Here is a 16,735-nt window from a genome sequence, read left to right as displayed (position 1 = left end):
CTATGTTTTCAAGCACCGTCGTGGGGCGACTATAGCGGATGACGCGGCATGGAAGTGGTTGAATTCCGCAGTGCGATGGCCCAGAGTCGCCCTCAACAAATTTGATGTGATTGATGGAAGCGACCATGAGCGAATCTGAGACCACCGATCTCGAAGAATTCCGCCGGCAAACGCGCGCCTGGCTGGAAGCCAACTGCCCGCAGGAGATGCGCAAGCCTGCGACGGCCGATACCGATGTGTTCTGGGGCGGGCGCAACGCAAAGTTCTCGTCCGAGCCGCAGCGCGTCTGGTTCGAGCGCATGCGCGACAAGGGCTGGATCGTGCCGGACTGGCCGAAAGAATACGGCGGCGGTGGCCTCAGCGCCGCCGAGCACAAGGTGCTGCGCTCCGAAATGGCGAAGATGGGCGCACGCCCGCCGCTGTCGAGCTTCGGCATCTGGATGCTCGGACCGGCGCTGCTCAAATACGGCAACGAGGCGCAGAAGAAGGAGCATCTTCCGAAGATCGCTGCGGGGCTCATTCGCTGGTGCCAGGGCTATTCCGAGCCGAACGCCGGCTCCGATCTCGCCTCGCTCCAGACCCGCGCCGAGAGCGACGGCGATGATTTCGTCATCACGGGCTCGAAGATCTGGACGTCCTACGCCAACTACGCCGACTGGATTTTCTGTCTCGTGCGCACCGATCCCGCCGCGAAGAAGCACGACGGCATCAGCTTCATCCTGTTCGATATGACGTCGAAGGGTGTCACCACCAAGCCGATCCTTCTTATCTCAGGCTACTCGCCATTCTGCGAAACTTTCTTCGACGGCGTCCGCGTGCCGAAATCGCATGTGGTCGGTACCGTCAATCGCGGCTGGGACGTCGCAAAATATCTGCTGCAGCACGAGCGCGCGATGATATCGGGCATGGGCGAGCGCGGCGTCGGCCGTCCGCTCGGCCAGATCGCGGCCGATTCTGTCGGGACGGACGCGCAAGGCAAGCTCGACGATTCCATGCTGCGCGGCCGGATTGCGACATTCGACGTCGATGAAGCCGCCCTTGCGGCCTGCGCCGAACGCGCCGTCGATCTCGCCAAGGCGGGCCAGGCGCACCCGGCATTCTCGTCGGCGATGAAGTATTACGGTACCGAGCTCAACAAGCGCCGTTACGAAATCCTGATGTCGGCCGGTGGCGTCGATGCGCTGGAATGGGAGAGCGAGCGCTCGCGGCAGGGCGCCCGTCCGCGCGCCTGGCTCCGAACCAAGGCCAACTCGATCGAAGGCGGCACGACGGAGGTGATGCTCGGCATCGTCGCCAAGCGCATCCTGGATTTGCCCGGGGCTTAAGCACGCTCTCACAACGTCATTCCGGGGCGCGCAAAGCGGGAGCCCGGAATCCATCGCACCGCGTACACGCTGCTTGATGGATTCCGGGCCTGGCCCTGCGGGCCATCCCGGAATGACGACAACAACATAGATTTCGAATCGGAAACACGCACATGGCCCTCGTCCTCACCGAAGAACAATCAATGCTTCGCGACTCCGCGCGCGGGCTGATCAGCGACAAGGCGCCGGTGTCGCATCTGCGCGGCTTGCGCGATAGCAAGGACCCCACCGGCTTTTCGAAGGAGCTGTGGCATTCCTTCGCCGAGATGGGCTTTGCCGGCTTGCTTGTGCCGGAAGAGTTCGGCGGCAGCGGTCTCGGCTTCATGGAAGCCGGTGTCGTGATGGAGGAGATCGGTCGCACCTTGATGCCGTCGCCCTTCCTTGCGACCAGCGTGGTCGTGGCTTCGGCCCTCAACCGCGGCGGCAACGCCGCGCAGAAATCGGAACATCTGCCGAAAATCTCCAACGGCTCGCTGCTCGCGACCCTTGCGATCGACGAGGGCGCAAAGCATCGCCCGCTCCAGACCAGCCTGCAGGCCGTGCGCGCCGGCAATGGCTTCAAGCTCTCCGGTGCCAAGGCGCTGGTGGTTGATGGCCATGTCGCCGATCTCTTCATCGTTGCTGCGCGCACTGCGGGCTCCGCCGGTGAGCGCGATGGCCTGACGCTGTTCCTGGTCAATCCCAAAGCCAAGGGGGTGTCGATCGAGCGGACCATCATGGTCGACGCGCACAACGCGGCGCGGATCGAGCTTTCCAACGTCGAGGTCAATGCCGGCAGCGTGCTTGGCGAGGTCGATCAGGGTGCGGGGCTGCTCGACGGTGTGCTCGATATCGGTCGCGGCGCGGTTGCAGCCGAGATGGTGGGTTTGAGCGAAGAGGTGTTCAACCGCACCGTCGAATATCTCAAGAACCGCAAGCAGTTCGGCAAGCTGATCGGCGAATTCCAGGCGCTCCAACACCGCGCCGCCGAGCTCTACGTTGACATCGAGATCACCCGTGCTGCCACGATGAAGGCGCTCCAGGCGCTGGACACGGATGTCGCCAAGGCTGCGTCGAGCGTCGCTGTCGCAAAGGCCCGCGCCGGGACCACCGCCACCCGCGCGGTGCAGGAAGGCGTGCAGATGCATGGCGGCATGGGCATGACCGACCAGTTCGACATCGGCTTCTTCATGAAGCGCGCGAGGGTGTGCGAGGAATTGTTCGGCGATGCGAACTACCACACCGAGCAGTTGGCGCGGACGCGGGGGTATTGAGGCGAGCGGCAGGGCGCGAGGACGCGCCTCACCCTCGGTGTTGTCGCCCTGCTTGACAGGGCGACCCAGTACGCCGCGGCCTCTCCGTATGCGTTCGACGTCTCTGGAATACTGGATCGCCCGCTTTCGCGGGCGATGACAGTTGAGAATGTGGAAGGCGTCTGCCCCGAGTTCGTCATTGCGAGGAGCTCTTGCGACGAAGCAATCCAGACATTCACCGCCAGGGGATTCTGGATTGCTCTGCTTCGCTCCCAATGACGGCGGAGTGGCCCGCGCTTACCTCTTACCTCATCGGCGGCGCATACTGCACGCCACCGGCATTCCACAGCTGGTTCATGCCGCGCGGAATCTTCAGCTTCGACTTCTCGCCGATATTGCGCTCGTACATCTCGCCGTAATTGCCGACATGGCGGATGATGCGTACGGCCCAGTCCTTGGTCAGGCCGAGCTGCTCGCCGTAATTGCCCTCGGTACCGACCAGCCGCATCACTTCCGGCTTCTTCGACTTCAAGGCCTCGTCGATATTCTCCGAGGTGACGCCGAGCTCTTCCGCATTGATCATCGCGTAGAGCGTCCACTTCACGATCATCATCCAGTCGTCGTCGCGCTGGCGCACGACGGGGGCCAGCGGCTCCTTGGAGATCATGTCGGGCAGGATCATGTGGTCGCCGGGCTTGGACATGTTCAGCCGCAGCGCATAGAGCTGGGAGACGTCGGCGGTCAGGGTGTCGCACTTGCCGGCGTCGTAGGCCTTCACCACGTCTTCCAGCTTGTCGAACTTCATCAGCTCATACTTCATGTTGTTGGCTTTGAAGTAGTCGGCGAGGTTGAGCAGCGTCGTGGTGCCTGATTGTACGCAGACCTTGCTGTCGGCGAGGTCGAGCGACGTTTCCTTGTTGCGCGAGCGCGGCACCATAAAACCCTCGCCGTCGTAATAGGCGACAGCCGGGAAGTAGAGATCGTAGTCGAGCTCACGCGACATGCTCCAGGTGGAGTTGCGCGAGAGGATGTCGACCTTGCGGCTCTGCAATTCCTTGAAGCGCTCGCTGGCATCGAGCGGCACGAACTTGGCCTTGTTTGGATCGTCGAAGATCGCGGAAGCCACCGCGCGGCAGAAATCGACGTCGAAACCAGACCAGTTACCCTTGTCGTCGGGGATCGAGAAGCCCGGCAGGCCCTTGTTGACGCCGCACAGCACTTCGCCGCGACGCACCGTGCGCTTCAGCGTGCGGGTGTCGTAGAATTCGTAAGTGATGGCCAAGGCGGCGACCAGTATGGCGACCGCGAGCCCGATCAGCAGGCCGCCTCGAAATGTGCGCATCATGTTGCTCTCTCGAAAAAATCGGGAAAAGGAATTTGGAGGAGGGCGGATATCTAGAGTTCAGGCTTCTGCCGGATGACCACCTTGGTGCCAACAGGGACGCGATCGTAGAGATCGGCGACGTCGTTGTTGACCAGACGGAAGCAGCCCGAGGACACCTTGGTGCCGATCGTATCGGGACGGTTGGTGCCGTGGATACGATAGACCGTGGTGCCAAGATACATGGCGCGTGCGCCCAGCGGATTGCCGGGGCCGCCGGCCATAAAGCGCGGCAGATAGGGCTGGCGCTGGATCATTTCCGGCGGCGGCGTCCAGTCCGGCCACTCCTTCTTGTTGGTGATCTGCACCAAGCCCTGCCACTGGAAGCCGTCGCGGCCGACGCCGATGCCGTAGCGGATTGCGCGCCCGCCGGGCTGCACCAGATAGAGGTGACGCTCTGAGGTCGAGATGATGATGGTGCCCGGCGGCTCGGCCGTGCGGTAGTACACGACCTGCTTCTGCCATTCCGGATCGAGCTGGTAGCTGTCGTCGGCGATCAGGCCGGGCTCGTCGCCGCGGTCCGGCTGCTGGGCGAAGGCTTGCGGCCCGGACAGGATCAGGCCGATCGCAGCCACAAATGCCCCAGTCAGGCGACGATAATCCAGCATTTCAAGTTCTCCCCGCTGCCACAGCGCAAATCGTTAGGAACCATCTGAACTCAGGGGCAGCTTCGTGGCAAGTTAAAGGCACGCCCGGGTGGTATGTCACGAGAATGCTTTGGTTTTTTGACGTGGATCAACACCATGAACAAGGCGGGTTGGCGCGAAAAGCCGCATCGGCGATCTCGCCCGTGGGTTGAGACGCCCTAAATCTGACTGGCCTCCGCCCCGATCCCGAGCCGCCGGACGATCTCAGTCCCCACGGCGCGGGCTTCGTTGCGCGAGCCGATGCGGGGGCTGCGAAAGCGCCGTCCGGATCGCAACCGGATCACGACGATGCAGTGTTCGTCCTCGGACCGGCCACGGCGCTCGACCGTGATCGCTTTGACGTCGTGCCCTTCGATCTGGTCCGCGCGCGGCTGGCCATTCCCCCATAGGCGTTCGACGCGAATGTCGCTCTCGCGAATGATCCAGAACGCGCCGGTCACCAGATTGGCAAATCGGTAGACGCCGAATGCTGCGATCACACCAAGCGGCAGCAGCATGAAGTCGATCGCATTGGGCGGCAGGCCGCGCCACAGCCTGTAAGCGTAGGGTGCGACACTCAGTGCGACGACGATCAAGGCTGCGATCCGGATGTCTCGCTGGGAGAACGGCTCGACGGGTTCACCAAGCCGCATCTCGGGATTGCTCGCATCGAGCGGATTGACGGGCGCCTCGACACCGGCGACGTCGAATTGCGTCGCGATCCGAGTCACGGTGTCATGAACATGGGTGACGTCGGAGAGCGGCGGAGAGGTCAGGCGTTCGCCGGAGGCCAGTGTGAAGGCCAGTTGGAAGCGGGCTTTCGCGGTTTTGCTGCCGGGAACCTGTAGTCCCGCGATGTCGTCTTTCCCGACGACCCGCGTCTGGAGCTTCCCGAACGGACGCTGCCGTCCGATCAGGATCTCATTCGGCGTGATGATCCATACCACCGCCGGCGTCAGCATGACCACACCGACAAACGCCGCGCCCGACAGCAGCGCGACCACGGAGATGATCACTTCGAGGATGTCGTGCGTGAACAGACCCGGCGTAAAGCAGAGCGCAACGGCCGCAGCAGAGCCGCCCACGACCAGCCGCTGCGCGATCGAGGAGCCTTCGCGGAGGCGGATGTCGTTGCTGGTGGTCGCGTCGTCCATTGCGGCGGCTGATTTGGAGGCTGCGAAACTCCACGGACGGGTCCGTGGAGTCAAGCAGCATCATCACACAGCCGTGGGATGCGGCATCAGCTATCGGCCTTCAGCAGCTTCGCCACCGTGCGGTCGATCTCGTCGTAGCGGCCTTCGCCGGCATGCTGGAACACGATCTTGCCGCTCTGGTCGATGATGTACTGCGCCGGCCAATACTGGTTGCTGTAGGCGTTCCAGGTCTTGGAATCATTGTCCTGCGCCACCGGATAGGTGATGCCGTGGCGCTTCAGCGCGGCCTGCACGTTTGAGGCGGAGCGCTCGAACGGGAATTCAGGCGTGTGCACGCCGACCACGACGAGGCCCTTATCCCGGTATTTGGCATAGAGGTCGGTGACATGCGGCAGCGTGTTGACGCAGTTGACGCAGCCATAGGTCCAGAAGTCGACCAGCACGACCTTGCCGCGGAGATCGGCGATGTTCAGGGGCTTCGAGTTGAACCAGTTGCTGATGCCCGCGAAGTCAGGCGCGGTCGCCGTCTGGTTCGCGGCTGCGATCTTGACCGGTACCGCGGGCGCGGCCTCGTCGCAGATGCCGGGAATGACGGCGCCGGTGACGGCAAAGCCGATCAGTGCGGCGGAGACGGCGAGCAGCTTGAAGGTCATGGACTTGTTCTCCGTTGAGAGGAAGCGATCACAGGCCGATCTGGCCGGTGGGATAGAAGCCGGTGAGCCACGCCACGATCAGCGTGTCGTATTGAAAGTAGGCGGCGAGCGCGAAGGCGATTACGACGACGCCAAAGCCCTGCTGCAGGCGCGGCGAGATGCGGGCAAGGCTACGTACGCGCGTGGTCGCGGCCTGCCCGCCATAGGCGATCGCCAGCATCGGGATTGCCGCTCCGATCGCGTAGGCGACCAGCAGCGTGCCGGCCCAGGCCAGATTCTTTGAGGTCGCGACCAGGGTCAGGATCGAGCCGAGCACGGGGCCGGCGCAGGGCGTCCAGACCAGGCCGAGCGTGGTGCCGAGCACGAGCCCGCCGAACGCGTCCTCGCGCTGGGCGCCGCCGGTCGCACCGAGATTGAGCCAGCCATTGAGCCGGACCGACAGCCATTCGAACGGAGCCGGCCACAGCATCAGCAGGCCGAAGCCGAGCAGCAGGACCGCCGCCGCCTCGCGGAGCACATTGGGATCGAAGTCGAACAGCCGCGTCAGCGCGCCGAGCAGCAGCGCGACCGCGGAGAAGGAAATGACGAAACCGAGCGCGATCATCACAGGCCGCAGCTGCGAGGTCCGTCCGATCGAGGCGCCGAGCAGGATCGGCAACATCGGCAGCGTGCAGGGGGCCGCGATAGTGAAGATACCGGCGAGGACAGCGAAGAGAAATTCCAGCATGGGGCACTCGTGAGGAAGGTCACGAGAGCAGTTCGGGATAGGGATGCCGGACGTTACGCGCCGTCACGCGCTCGTGACGTCGTGGCGGCTCCTGCCCCCAGCCCCAAATACAAAACGACCCGGAGGGGGGCATCCCGTCCGGGTCGCTGGAGGTCTTGGGAGGTTTAACGAAACCGTATGTGATCCTTATAGGGACGAAGTTTTTCCGCCTGATGTTGTGCTTTGTTTCATTTGTTTCGTCGGCGGTAACGCTTTCGTGTCCCGGGATGGGGCCCGATATCGGGCCCTATCTCATTGAAATATTTAGATTTAGGCGGCGAAGCGGTCGACGCCGCAACCCTTAAGCAAATCGGCGAGCTGCTTGCGGGCGTAGAACATCCGCGTCTTCACCGTGCTCTGGGGGATGCCGATGATCTGCCCGACCTCCTCCACCGACTTCTCGTGGTAGTAGACGAGGGTGATGATCTCGCGATGCGCGGGCGACAGCTTCTGGACGCAGGCGCGCAGGATCGCGCTGGTGTCGTTGCGGTCGAGCGAAGCCTCGGGCGTATCGGCACCGTCAGCAATCTCGCGTACGTCTTCCTGGTCGATGTCCTCGAACCGGCGCTGGCGCATGGCGGTCAGTGCCTTGAAGCGCGCGATCGAGAGCAGCCAGGTCGAAACCTGCGAGCGGCCTTGGAACTGGCCGGCGGTGCGCCAGACGTCCAGGAACACCTGGCTGACCAGATCTTCCGCCGTGGTGGCGTCACGCACGATCCGCAGGATGAAGCGGTACACCCGCACATTGTGACGGCAATAGAGAATGTGCATGGCCGTCCGGTTGCCGTCGGCAATGCTTTCGAGAAGCATGTCGTCCGAGGTCGCCTGAGCGGCAATGATGCTCTGGCTGGCTTGGGCGTTGATGGCGATGACGTTCGGCATGGACCTAGCTCCCCGGTGCGCCGCAACCGAGCGGCGTTTCCTTGGACCAAAGTGTTAATGAGCCAACGTTTCGGGACGTCTGCACGAAAAGGGGAAAATGGTTTCGTGCGCGGCTAAATTGTTTCGTCAGATAAACCGCGACGAAACATTCGGACCAAAAAAGCGTGGAATTTCAATGTACGAAAAATGCGGACCTGCGGATTTGGACTGGGAGGAACCAATTTCCGGCGCTTGCGTTTGGTCGCGCTACGCCCATCAGCGTCCCCGGATCGGCGCTCCGCTTGTCCGGGACGACAGCGGTGCGCGACGCGCCCTTAGGCCTTCTCGCCCGCGGGCGAGAACAGGTAGCCGCCGCCGCGGATGGTGCGGATCACGGCAGGCTTGGTCGGGTCGGGCTCGATCTTGCGGCGGATGCGCATGATGCGCAGGTCCACGGCGCGGTCGAAGGCTTCGGCGTCGCGCGCATTGGCCAATTCCAGGAGGCGCTCGCGCGACAGCACGCGCTTCGGATTGGCCGCGAACACCTTGAGCAGCCCGAACTCGGATGCGGTCAGCGGATGCTCATTGCCCTCGTCGTCGCGCAGGGCCTGGGCTTCGAGATCAAGCCATTTGGTGCCGAAGCGCACCAATTGATCCTTGTCTGATTTGGTGGACCCGGCGTCCGACGCTGCGGCTTTCACCGGCACGCTCCGCCGCAACACCGAGCGTATGCGCGCCATCAGCTCGCGCAGTTCGCAGGGCTTTGCCACGTAATCGTCGGCGCCGAGTTCGAGGCCGACGACGCGGTCGATCGGGCTCGCGGTCGCCGTGAGCATGATGACGGGCACGTTGATGCGGCTCTTGAGGTCGCGGATAATCGAGAGACCGTCTTCCTCGGGCATATTGAGATCGAGCACGACGAGGTCGGGCATGCTGCCGTCGATCGCGGTGCGCAAGCTCTTGCCGCCGTCACACAGCGTCACGGTGAAGCCGTGCATCTTGAGGTAATCGCCGACCATCTCCCGGGCCGGGGCCTCGTCGTCGACGATCATGATGTGCTGGCTTTGTGTCATGTCACTCAGATCTCAATACTCAAATCATGGTATCTCGGTCGCGGGCAGGGTGATGGTGAAGGTCGAGCCCTTGCCCGGGCCCTCGCTGTCGGCGGTTACCTCGCCGCCATGCATGTCAATAATACGCTTGACGATGGACAACCCAAGCCCTGTCGAGCTCTCGCCTGCCGTCGGCTTTGCGGATAGCCGCTGGAATCGGCCGAACAGGCGGCCGAGATCTTCCGGCGACAGGCCGGCACCCTCGTCGCTGACGCGGATGATGGTGTCGTTGCCCTCGTGGGTGACCGCGACGGTGATCTTGCCGGAAATCGGCGAGTATTTGATGGCGTTGCTGATGAGGTTGTCGATCGCCTCGCGGATGCGATCCGTGTCGCACATGGTGACGATGTTGGCCGGCGCGCTGACGTGGATGGCCTGCTGCTTGTTGACGGCGAGCGGCTGGTTGGCCTCGGCGACCTCCTTCACCAGCGCCGCGACGTCGACCGGCTCGCGGCGGATGGTGATGTCGAAGGCATCGGCCATCGCGTCCGAGATCAGATGGTCGACCATTGTGGTCAGGCGCTTGGTGGCGTCGCGGATATGATCGACCTGGGCGACCACGCCTGAAGACGAGGCACCGGTCGAGATCAGTTCCTTCAGCATCTCGGTACGGCCGAGGATGACGCCGAGCGGGTTCTTCAAATCGTGAGCGACCGTGCCGAGAATCTCGTTCTTGAAGCCGTTGGCGCGCTGCAGCCGCAGCCATTGCGCTGACAGCCGGCGATTGGCCTGCATCAGCGCGCGGGTGCGCTGGGCGACGCGGTCTTCCAGCTGCGTGTTGGCGGCCTGGAGCTGCTGGTAGAGGATGACGTTGTCGAAGGCGATCGAGAGCCGGCTGGAGAAGATCTCGACCAGCGAGCGGTCGGTCTCCGACAGATCGCGCTCGGACTGGAGCAGCACCACGACCTCCCGGCCGGATCCGGTGCGCAGATAGATTACGCTGCGGTGGTCGGCGAACTCGTTCTTGCGGCGCTGGAAGGCATCCTCGACCAGTTGGCGCAAATCAGGGTCGAGCGCCTTCGACGACGTCGTGCCGATGAAGCGGCTGTAGCAGCCGCTGCCGGCGAGCACCGAAAGCTCGGGGTCGACGCCGCCATTGTCACGCAAGACCAGTATACCGGCGCAATCGACATTGAGCAGCGAGGCGAGCTGGGTCAGCACGCCCTCGGCAAGCCGCTGCATCGACTTGAAGTCGTACAGCGTGGAGGCGGCATCGATAATGATCTCGAGCCCGCGCCTGGTCTGCAACATGCGCTCGAGCTGCTGGTAGGAGCGCAGCGCTGCGGTTAGCGAGGTGAACAGCTTGTCGGCGGTGAGCTCGGTCTTGGCCTTGTAGTCGTTGATGTCGTATTGCACGATCACGCGCCGCTCCGGCGCCTGACCGGGCTGGCCGGTGCGCAGGATGATGCGCACGGTCTCGTTCTTGAGCACGTTGCGGATATATTCGACCAGCTCGAGGCCGGCGACGTCGGTCTCCATGATGACGTCGAGCAACACCGCGGCGATGTCGTTGTGCTCCGCCATCAGTTTGCGGCCTTCCGCCGCGGAATGGGCGGACAGGATTTCCAGGCTCTGGCCGTTCAGGCTGTAATCGGACAGCGCGAAGCGGGTGCCGTCATGCACCGCCGGATCGTCGTCGATAACGGCGATCTTCCATTTCCGGGCGGTGGTATCCTCCGACGCGGTACCGGTGTCGTCGATCAGGTGGAGGACATCGTCCTGTTCGGCCATTGAGAAGTCCCGTCACTTTCTGTGCTTTGCGCGCCGCCCTTGGCGATCCGCGGCATGATAATCCGAAAAGTAGTGCCTTGTCCCAGCTTGGATTCCAGCATCATGCGGCCGCCGAGCTGCTGGGTGACAAGGTTATAGACGATATGCAGGCCCAGTCCCGTGCCACCTTCATTGCGCCGGGTGGTAAAGAATGGGTCAAAGGCCTGGCGCTGCACGTCCGGGGTCATGCCGGCGCCGTCATCGGCGAAGCTGATCTCGATATCGTCGGTGCCGCGCGGCCGGGCCGAGATCGTGATGGTGCCGGCGCGGCCGTCGGCAAAGGCATGGTTGGCGGCATTGAGAAACAGATTGGTCAGGATCTGGCCGTAGGAGCCGGGATAGCCGTCGAGCAGGAGCCCCTCGGGCACGTCGACCTGGAGCGTGATCGGCGAGCGCTTCAGCACAGGCCGCAGGCTGGCGATGATCTGGTCGGTTGCTTCGCTCAATGAGAACTGCCGCCGTTCGGCATGGGAGCGGTCGACCGCGACCTGCTTGAACGACTGGATCAGCTCGCCGGCGCGGGTGAGGTTGGCGACGAGCTGCTGCGAGGCGTCGCGCGAGGACTGCACGAATTCCTCGAGCTGCGAGCGGCGCAGGCCCCCGTCGCCCCTGAGCTGGGCCTCAAAAATCTCGCTGCGCCTTGCGAAGCTCGAGGCCACGGTCAGGCTGATGCCGATGGGGTTGTTGACCTCATGCGCGACGCCGGCGACGAGGCCGCCGAGCGCGGCGAGCCGCTCTGCATCGATCAGATTCTGCTGCGCGGTGTTGAGCTCGAGCAGCGCGCTCTCGGCCTTTTCCTTGGACGTGCGCAGCTCGTCTTCGGTCTCGCGTTTCGCGATCGCGTTCTCGCGGAACACTTCCACGGCGCGCGCCATGGCGCCGACCTCGTCGCGGGCCTTGGTGCCCTGCACCTCGCGGCCGAGATCGCCGAGCGTGATAGCGCGCATCGCGGCCATGATCTGCTGCAGCGGCAGCCGGATCGACAGCGCGATCAGCACGCCGGCGGTGAGGATGATGCCGAGGAAGATCACCGCGATGGAAAGAACACGACGAGAAATATCGGCCAGCGTGCGGTCAAACGTCTCCTGCGCCTTCTGCTCGCGCCGGCGCATTTTCGTCGAGAGGTCGTCGATGGCGCCGATTGCCTCGGCCTGGCTGGCGTCGATGGTGTTGCGCAGGAGTTCGGTGCGGTTGGTCAATTGCTCCGATAGCTTTGCAAAGCCCTCGCGCAGCGCCATGGTGCGGGCCCCGAGCTTCTGCAGCGCCATGCGCTGGAGATCGTTGTCGGCGAGATCGATCATCACAGGGATGGTCTTCTCGATCGTCTCGGTGTTCCGGCGCGCATCGTCGGCGGCGCCGGGCGACAGCGACAGGTAATAGGAGTTGGCCGCGACCAGCATCGCGGTGAAGGCCTCGCGCGACTTGCCGAGCGAGGGCCAGATCAGCGCGTCGCGGTGGCCGGTGGCGCCTTCGATGATGGAGTACAGGCCCGCCATATCCTTGGCCGGACCCTGCACCTGCTCCTCATAGGTCTTGGCGATGGTCGCCTGCACGGTGCGCAGATCGCCGAAGCCGTTGAGGAAGCGGTCGGTGGTGCGCTCCAGCTCCTCGACGGAGCCCGACAGCATCGGGTCCTTGGCGGCGCGGTCGGTCAGCGTGCCCAGCACGGCCTCGCGCAGCAGCAGGATCTCGGCGAACAGGTCCGGGCTCGGCTGGTTGATGTAGCGGTGGATCAGGTTCTGGAGCCGTCCGGTCTCGCTTTCGAGCAGCGCCAGGATCCGGTCGGATTCGCGCACCTGTCGCACGTCGTCCCAGGCCGATCCCAGCACCTGCGCGCCATTCCAGATCATCGCCACCAGCACGATCACGACAGCCGAGTTCAGCGCCGCGATCGACAGGATGCGCCAGCGGATCGGCACCGCCCGCAACACGCCGACGAGGCGCGCGCGCATCCGCCCGATCGGGCCGGGCGGCCGCTCTGCGTTCTCGCTGGTGCCAGTCGCGATCAAGCGGCGTTACTCCACCTTGCGAATGCGTTCGATCAGCGCCGCGGCGGCGGGATCTTGCGCGGCCTTGGCGTAGACCGGCGCCATCGCATCTTCGAACGGCTTGCGGTCGATATCCTTGGTCACGATGATGCCGGCGGCCTCCGCCTTGTGCTGGGACTGCTCCTCGAGGTCGCGCCATTTTTCGCGCATGAACTGGCTGGAGCGCTGTGCGGCCTCCCTGAAAATGGTCTGGTCCTCCGCCGAGAGGCTGCGCCACGCCTTGAGCGACATTACCAGCACCTCCGGGCTCATCGTGTGTTCGGTGAGGGTGTAGTAGCCGGCATATTTGTAATGGTCCGTCGTCACGAAGGATGGCCAGTTGTTCTCGGCGCCGTCGATCAGATGGGTCGCGAGCCCCGTCAGCACCTGGCCATAGGGCAATTCGACCGGCTCGGCGCCAAGCGATCGAATCATCTGGCTCATCAACTCCGATTGCTGCACCCGGATCCGCAATCCCTTGAGGTCGGCCATGCTCTTTACCGGACGGACGCTGTTGTAGATCGAGCGTGCCCCGGAATCGTAGAAGGCGAGCCCGACGAATCCGTAAGGCTCGAAGCTGCCGAGGATCTCGTTGCCGATCGCTCCGTCCAGCACCTTCTGCATGTGCTCGATGGACCGGAACAGGAACGGCATCGCCAGCACGTTCATCGCCGGGACAAAATTGCCGATCAGGGCCACGTTGGTCCGGTTGAGGTCGATTGCGCCGGCGCGGGTCTGCTCGATCGTCTCCTTCTCCTCGCCGAGCTGGCGGGAGTGAAACACCTTGATCTCGTGGCGGCCGCCGGTGCGCTCGGCGATCAGCGCGCCCATATAGCGGAGCGCCTGGACGGTCGGGTAGTCCTCGCTCTGGGTGTCGGCGGCGCGGAATTCGCGCGCAGCGGCGCCCGTCGCGCAGATGGCGAACAGAAGCGCAACGAAAATCACCCCGGTCCGCGAGAATTCGGCACGGTTTAACACTGGCACACTCAACCCCTCGGAGATGGAGTCTATGGCGGGACCAAAAGGTTCAATGCAATCTAGCAGATGGTTAAGGGAAGGCCATCCCAGACCCTAGCCGGCCGGGTGATTGTGCGCCGCGGTCTGCCTTCATTCCCGGTTGAAACCGCTCGTGCTGCGCCTTAAGCAAGGTTCGGTCGCCTTTCGCCGCTTGATCCGGGAAGAGCCATCGTGACTTCAGCATTGCGCCTTTTGCAGGTCGCCGCCGCCGCTTTGGCTCTCGCATTGAGCTGCGAGGCGCGTGCCACGACCGACATCGCGTGGTGGCACGCCATGTCGGGCGAGCTCGGCAAGCAGCTCGATAAGCTCGCTTCCGACTTTAACGCCTCGCAGTCCGATTATCGCATCGTGCCTGCCTACAAGGGCAACTACACCGAGACGGTGACGGCCGCGATCTTCGCCTTCCGCTCGCGCAGCCAGCCCGCGATCGTCCAGGTCAATGAGGTTGCCACGGCGACCATGACCGCAGCAAAAGGCGCGATCTATCCGGTCTACAGCATGATGCATGACATGGGCGAGCCGTTCTCGCTCACCGACTATCTTCCGGCGGTCTCCGGTTACTACACCGACGCCGCCGGCAATCTGCTGTCGTTTCCGTTCAACTCGTCGACGCCGATCCTCTACTACAACAAGACCATGTTCCGCGACGCCGGCCTCGATCCCGAGACGCCGCCGAAAACCTGGCCTGAGCTTGGTGCTGCTGCAAAGCGCCTGCGCGAGCGCGGCGCGGTCTGTGGTTTCACCACGTCGTGGCCGTCCTGGATTCATGTCGAGAATTTTTCGGCGTTTCACGATCTGCCGCTGGCCACGCGCGGGAATGGCTTTGCCGGCCTCGATGCGGAATTGACCATCAACAATCCGGTCGTGGTCAAGCACATCGCTCAGCTCGCCGAATGGCAAAAGACAAAATTGTTCGACTATAGCGGCCGTGGGCAATCGGCCGAGCCGCGTTTCCAGAACGGTGAGTGCGGCATCTTCATCGGCTCCTCGGCGACGCGCGCCGACATCAAGGCCAATTCGAAGTTCGAGATCGGCTACGGCATGATGCCGTACTGGCCCGACGTGAAGGGTGCGCCGCAGAACTCCATCATCGGCGGCGCCACGCTGTGGGTGCTGCGCGACCGGTCGCGCGAGGAATACAAGGGCGTAGCGCGGTTTTTCGCCTATCTGTCTCAACCCGGCGTCCAGGCCGCCTGGCATCAGAACACCGGGTATTTGCCTGTGACCCGCGCCGCCTTCGAGTTGACGCGCGCGCAAGGTTTTTACGAGCGCAACCCGGGCTCGGCGATCTCGTTCGAGGAGATCACGCTGCATCCGCCGACCGCAAATTCCAAGGGCATCCGGCTCGGCTCGTTCAACCTGATCCGCGGCGCGATCGAGGAAGAGCTCGAGCAGGCGTTTGCCGGCCAGAAGAGCGCGCAAGCCGCGCTGGATACCGCAGTCGAGCGCGGCAACAAGCTGCTGCGCCAGTTCGAGCGCGCCAGCCCGGATCGCTAGCCGAGGCGTTGATCTCGCGATCGTACACGCGAAGCGCGAGCTTCGTTCGCGGCGAATGCGAACCGGGCGTTGCTCAACCAGAGATGTGTGTGCGAGTTCACACGCAACACGCCGGGTCCCTGCAATAATCCTGGTCGCGTCACGCCCGTCTGCGGCAACGCTCGTCGCCGTTGGGCGGCCATGACCTTGCGGTTGTTTCATTCATCATTTTCGAAAAGCTGTATTGGAGGCTATCGATGCCCTGCTCATGCTTCATCATCCCGAACGACGTTTTGACCAGGCTCTCCCAGGACAAGAAGCTCGCGGCTCCGATTCGCAAGCGGATGGTCGACACCGTCCAGATCAGTCACGAACTGCGCGAATTGCGGACGCAGGCTGCGAGGTTCACCAGCGTTGCCGCGACGCGCGCCAGTGGGCTGGTTACGCTTGCCGCGGCACCGTCCGTCACGGTCTACGATTGCAAGCATACGCAGACGCTGCCGGGTACGCCCGTTCCGAAGCCGAAGTCGTCGCCCGACGCGTCCGTCAAGCGTGCCTTCAACCAGACTACCAAAGTCGCGAAATTCTATCAGCAGGTTTTCAACCGGAATTCGATCGACGATCACGGCATGACCATGATGTCGTCGGCCCATTTCGGCGAGAAGTACAACAACGCCATGTGGAACGGATCGCAGATGATTTACGGCGATGGCGACGGCAGCATCTTCGTCGACTTCACCAGGGGGAACGACGTCATCGGCCACGAGCTGACTCATGGCGTGACCCAGCACAGTCTCCAACTCGCCTACAGCGGCGATGCCGGCGGCCTGAACGAAAGCATGTCCGACTGTTTCGGTTCGATGTTCCGGCAGTGGGAAGCCAGGCAGACCGTCAAGAAGGCGGACTGGCTGATCGGGCGCGACATCATGGGCCCGGCGTCGAAGAAGAAGGGCTTTACCTGCCTGCGCGACATGGCCAATCCGGCCGGCAAACACTGCCTGGCGCCGCAGCCGACCAAATACTCCCAGATCACGCCGGGCATGGATCCGCATTATTCGAGCGGGCCGCCCAATCTGGCTTTCTATACGGCCTGCGTGACGCTCGGCGGGAATAGCTGGGCCGAGGTCGGCCAAGTGTGGTATCGTTCGCTGACGGGCTTCGGCCCCACGCCAAACATGACGATGAAGGCATTTGCCGCCCGGACCCGTCAGGTGGCGCAAACAATGTACCCGAAGGCGCCCGCCGTCGCCGCTGCCGTCAATGCGGGGTGGACGAAGATCGGGCTGTGAAGGGTCA

Annotated in this window: 14 protein-coding genes; 4 read left to right on the top strand and 10 right to left on the bottom strand. The window is 63.5% G+C overall.

What is annotated here, in order from left to right; all coding sequences use genetic code 11:
• Positions 1-125 precede the first annotated feature (125 nt).
• A complete protein-coding gene (locus tag JQ631_RS17445; protein ID WP_212327914.1) occupies positions 126-1,325 on the top strand; it encodes an acyl-CoA dehydrogenase family protein in 1,200 nt (399 codons plus the stop codon).
• Positions 1,326-1,477: 152 nt separating this feature from the next.
• Complete coding sequence (locus tag JQ631_RS17440) at positions 1,478-2,617, top strand: acyl-CoA dehydrogenase family protein (protein ID WP_212327913.1); 1,140 nt, start codon at positions 1,478-1,480, stop codon at positions 2,615-2,617.
• 283 nt (positions 2,618-2,900) lie between these two features.
• On the opposite strand, the gene JQ631_RS17435 is transcribed toward JQ631_RS17440, so the two are convergent.
• The 10 genes from JQ631_RS17435 to JQ631_RS17390 form a co-directional block, all read right to left on the bottom strand.
• Positions 2,901-3,938: an amino acid ABC transporter substrate-binding protein gene (locus JQ631_RS17435; protein WP_212328634.1), complete on the bottom strand. Its 1,038-nt coding sequence runs from the start codon at positions 3,936-3,938 to the stop codon at positions 2,901-2,903.
• Between the two features lie 53 nt (positions 3,939-3,991).
• The gene (locus tag JQ631_RS17430) at positions 3,992-4,585 is read right to left on the bottom strand and encodes a L,D-transpeptidase (protein WP_212327912.1); all 594 of its coding nucleotides are present in this window, start codon (positions 4,583-4,585) and stop codon (positions 3,992-3,994) included.
• A 197-nt stretch (positions 4,586-4,782) separates the two neighbouring features.
• A complete protein-coding gene (locus tag JQ631_RS17425; RefSeq protein WP_212327911.1) occupies positions 4,783-5,757 on the bottom strand; it encodes a hypothetical protein in 975 nt (324 codons plus the stop codon).
• Positions 5,758-5,843: 86 nt separating this feature from the next.
• A complete protein-coding gene (locus JQ631_RS17420) occupies positions 5,844-6,410 on the bottom strand; it encodes a thioredoxin family protein (protein WP_212327910.1) in 567 nt (188 codons plus the stop codon).
• 28 nt (positions 6,411-6,438) lie between these two features.
• On the bottom strand, positions 6,439-7,137 hold the full coding sequence (locus JQ631_RS17415; RefSeq protein ID WP_212327909.1) for a cytochrome c biogenesis CcdA family protein: 699 nt from the start codon (positions 7,135-7,137) through the stop codon (positions 6,439-6,441).
• Between the two features lie 309 nt (positions 7,138-7,446).
• A complete protein-coding gene (locus JQ631_RS17410) occupies positions 7,447-8,058 on the bottom strand; it encodes a sigma-70 family RNA polymerase sigma factor (RefSeq protein WP_212327908.1) in 612 nt (203 codons plus the stop codon).
• Between the two features lie 314 nt (positions 8,059-8,372).
• Positions 8,373-9,110 (bottom strand): response regulator, encoded by a 738-nt coding sequence (locus JQ631_RS17405; protein WP_212327907.1) that lies wholly within the window; start codon positions 9,108-9,110, stop codon positions 8,373-8,375.
• Between the two features lie 24 nt (positions 9,111-9,134).
• A complete protein-coding gene (locus JQ631_RS17400) occupies positions 9,135-10,880 on the bottom strand; it encodes an ATP-binding response regulator (protein ID WP_212327906.1) in 1,746 nt (581 codons plus the stop codon).
• On the bottom strand, positions 10,850-12,871 hold the full coding sequence (locus JQ631_RS17395; protein ID WP_212328633.1) for a sensor histidine kinase: 2,022 nt from the start codon (positions 12,869-12,871) through the stop codon (positions 10,850-10,852). The genes JQ631_RS17400 and JQ631_RS17395 overlap by 31 nt, the downstream gene beginning before the upstream one ends.
• 63 nt (positions 12,872-12,934) lie before the next feature.
• Positions 12,935-13,930, bottom strand: a complete 996-nt coding sequence (locus tag JQ631_RS17390) for a TRAP transporter substrate-binding protein (protein WP_212327905.1) — start codon at positions 13,928-13,930, stop codon at positions 12,935-12,937.
• A gap of 204 nt (positions 13,931-14,134) precedes the next feature.
• Between JQ631_RS17390 and ugpB the strand changes: the two genes are divergently transcribed.
• Positions 14,135-15,460, top strand: a complete 1,326-nt coding sequence (gene ugpB / locus JQ631_RS17385) for a sn-glycerol-3-phosphate ABC transporter substrate-binding protein UgpB (RefSeq protein ID WP_433995509.1) — start codon at positions 14,135-14,137, stop codon at positions 15,458-15,460.
• A gap of 236 nt (positions 15,461-15,696) precedes the next feature.
• Entirely contained in the window at positions 15,697-16,728 is a 1,032-nt protein-coding gene (locus tag JQ631_RS17380; protein ID WP_212327904.1) for a M4 family metallopeptidase, read from the top strand.
• Positions 16,729-16,735: the final 7 nt, after the last annotated feature.

The sequence above is a fragment of the Bradyrhizobium manausense genome (assembly GCF_018131105.1).
Taxonomy (GTDB): domain Bacteria; phylum Pseudomonadota; class Alphaproteobacteria; order Rhizobiales; family Xanthobacteraceae; genus Bradyrhizobium; species Bradyrhizobium manausense_B.
This window is presented reverse-complemented; position numbering and strand designations above follow the sequence as displayed.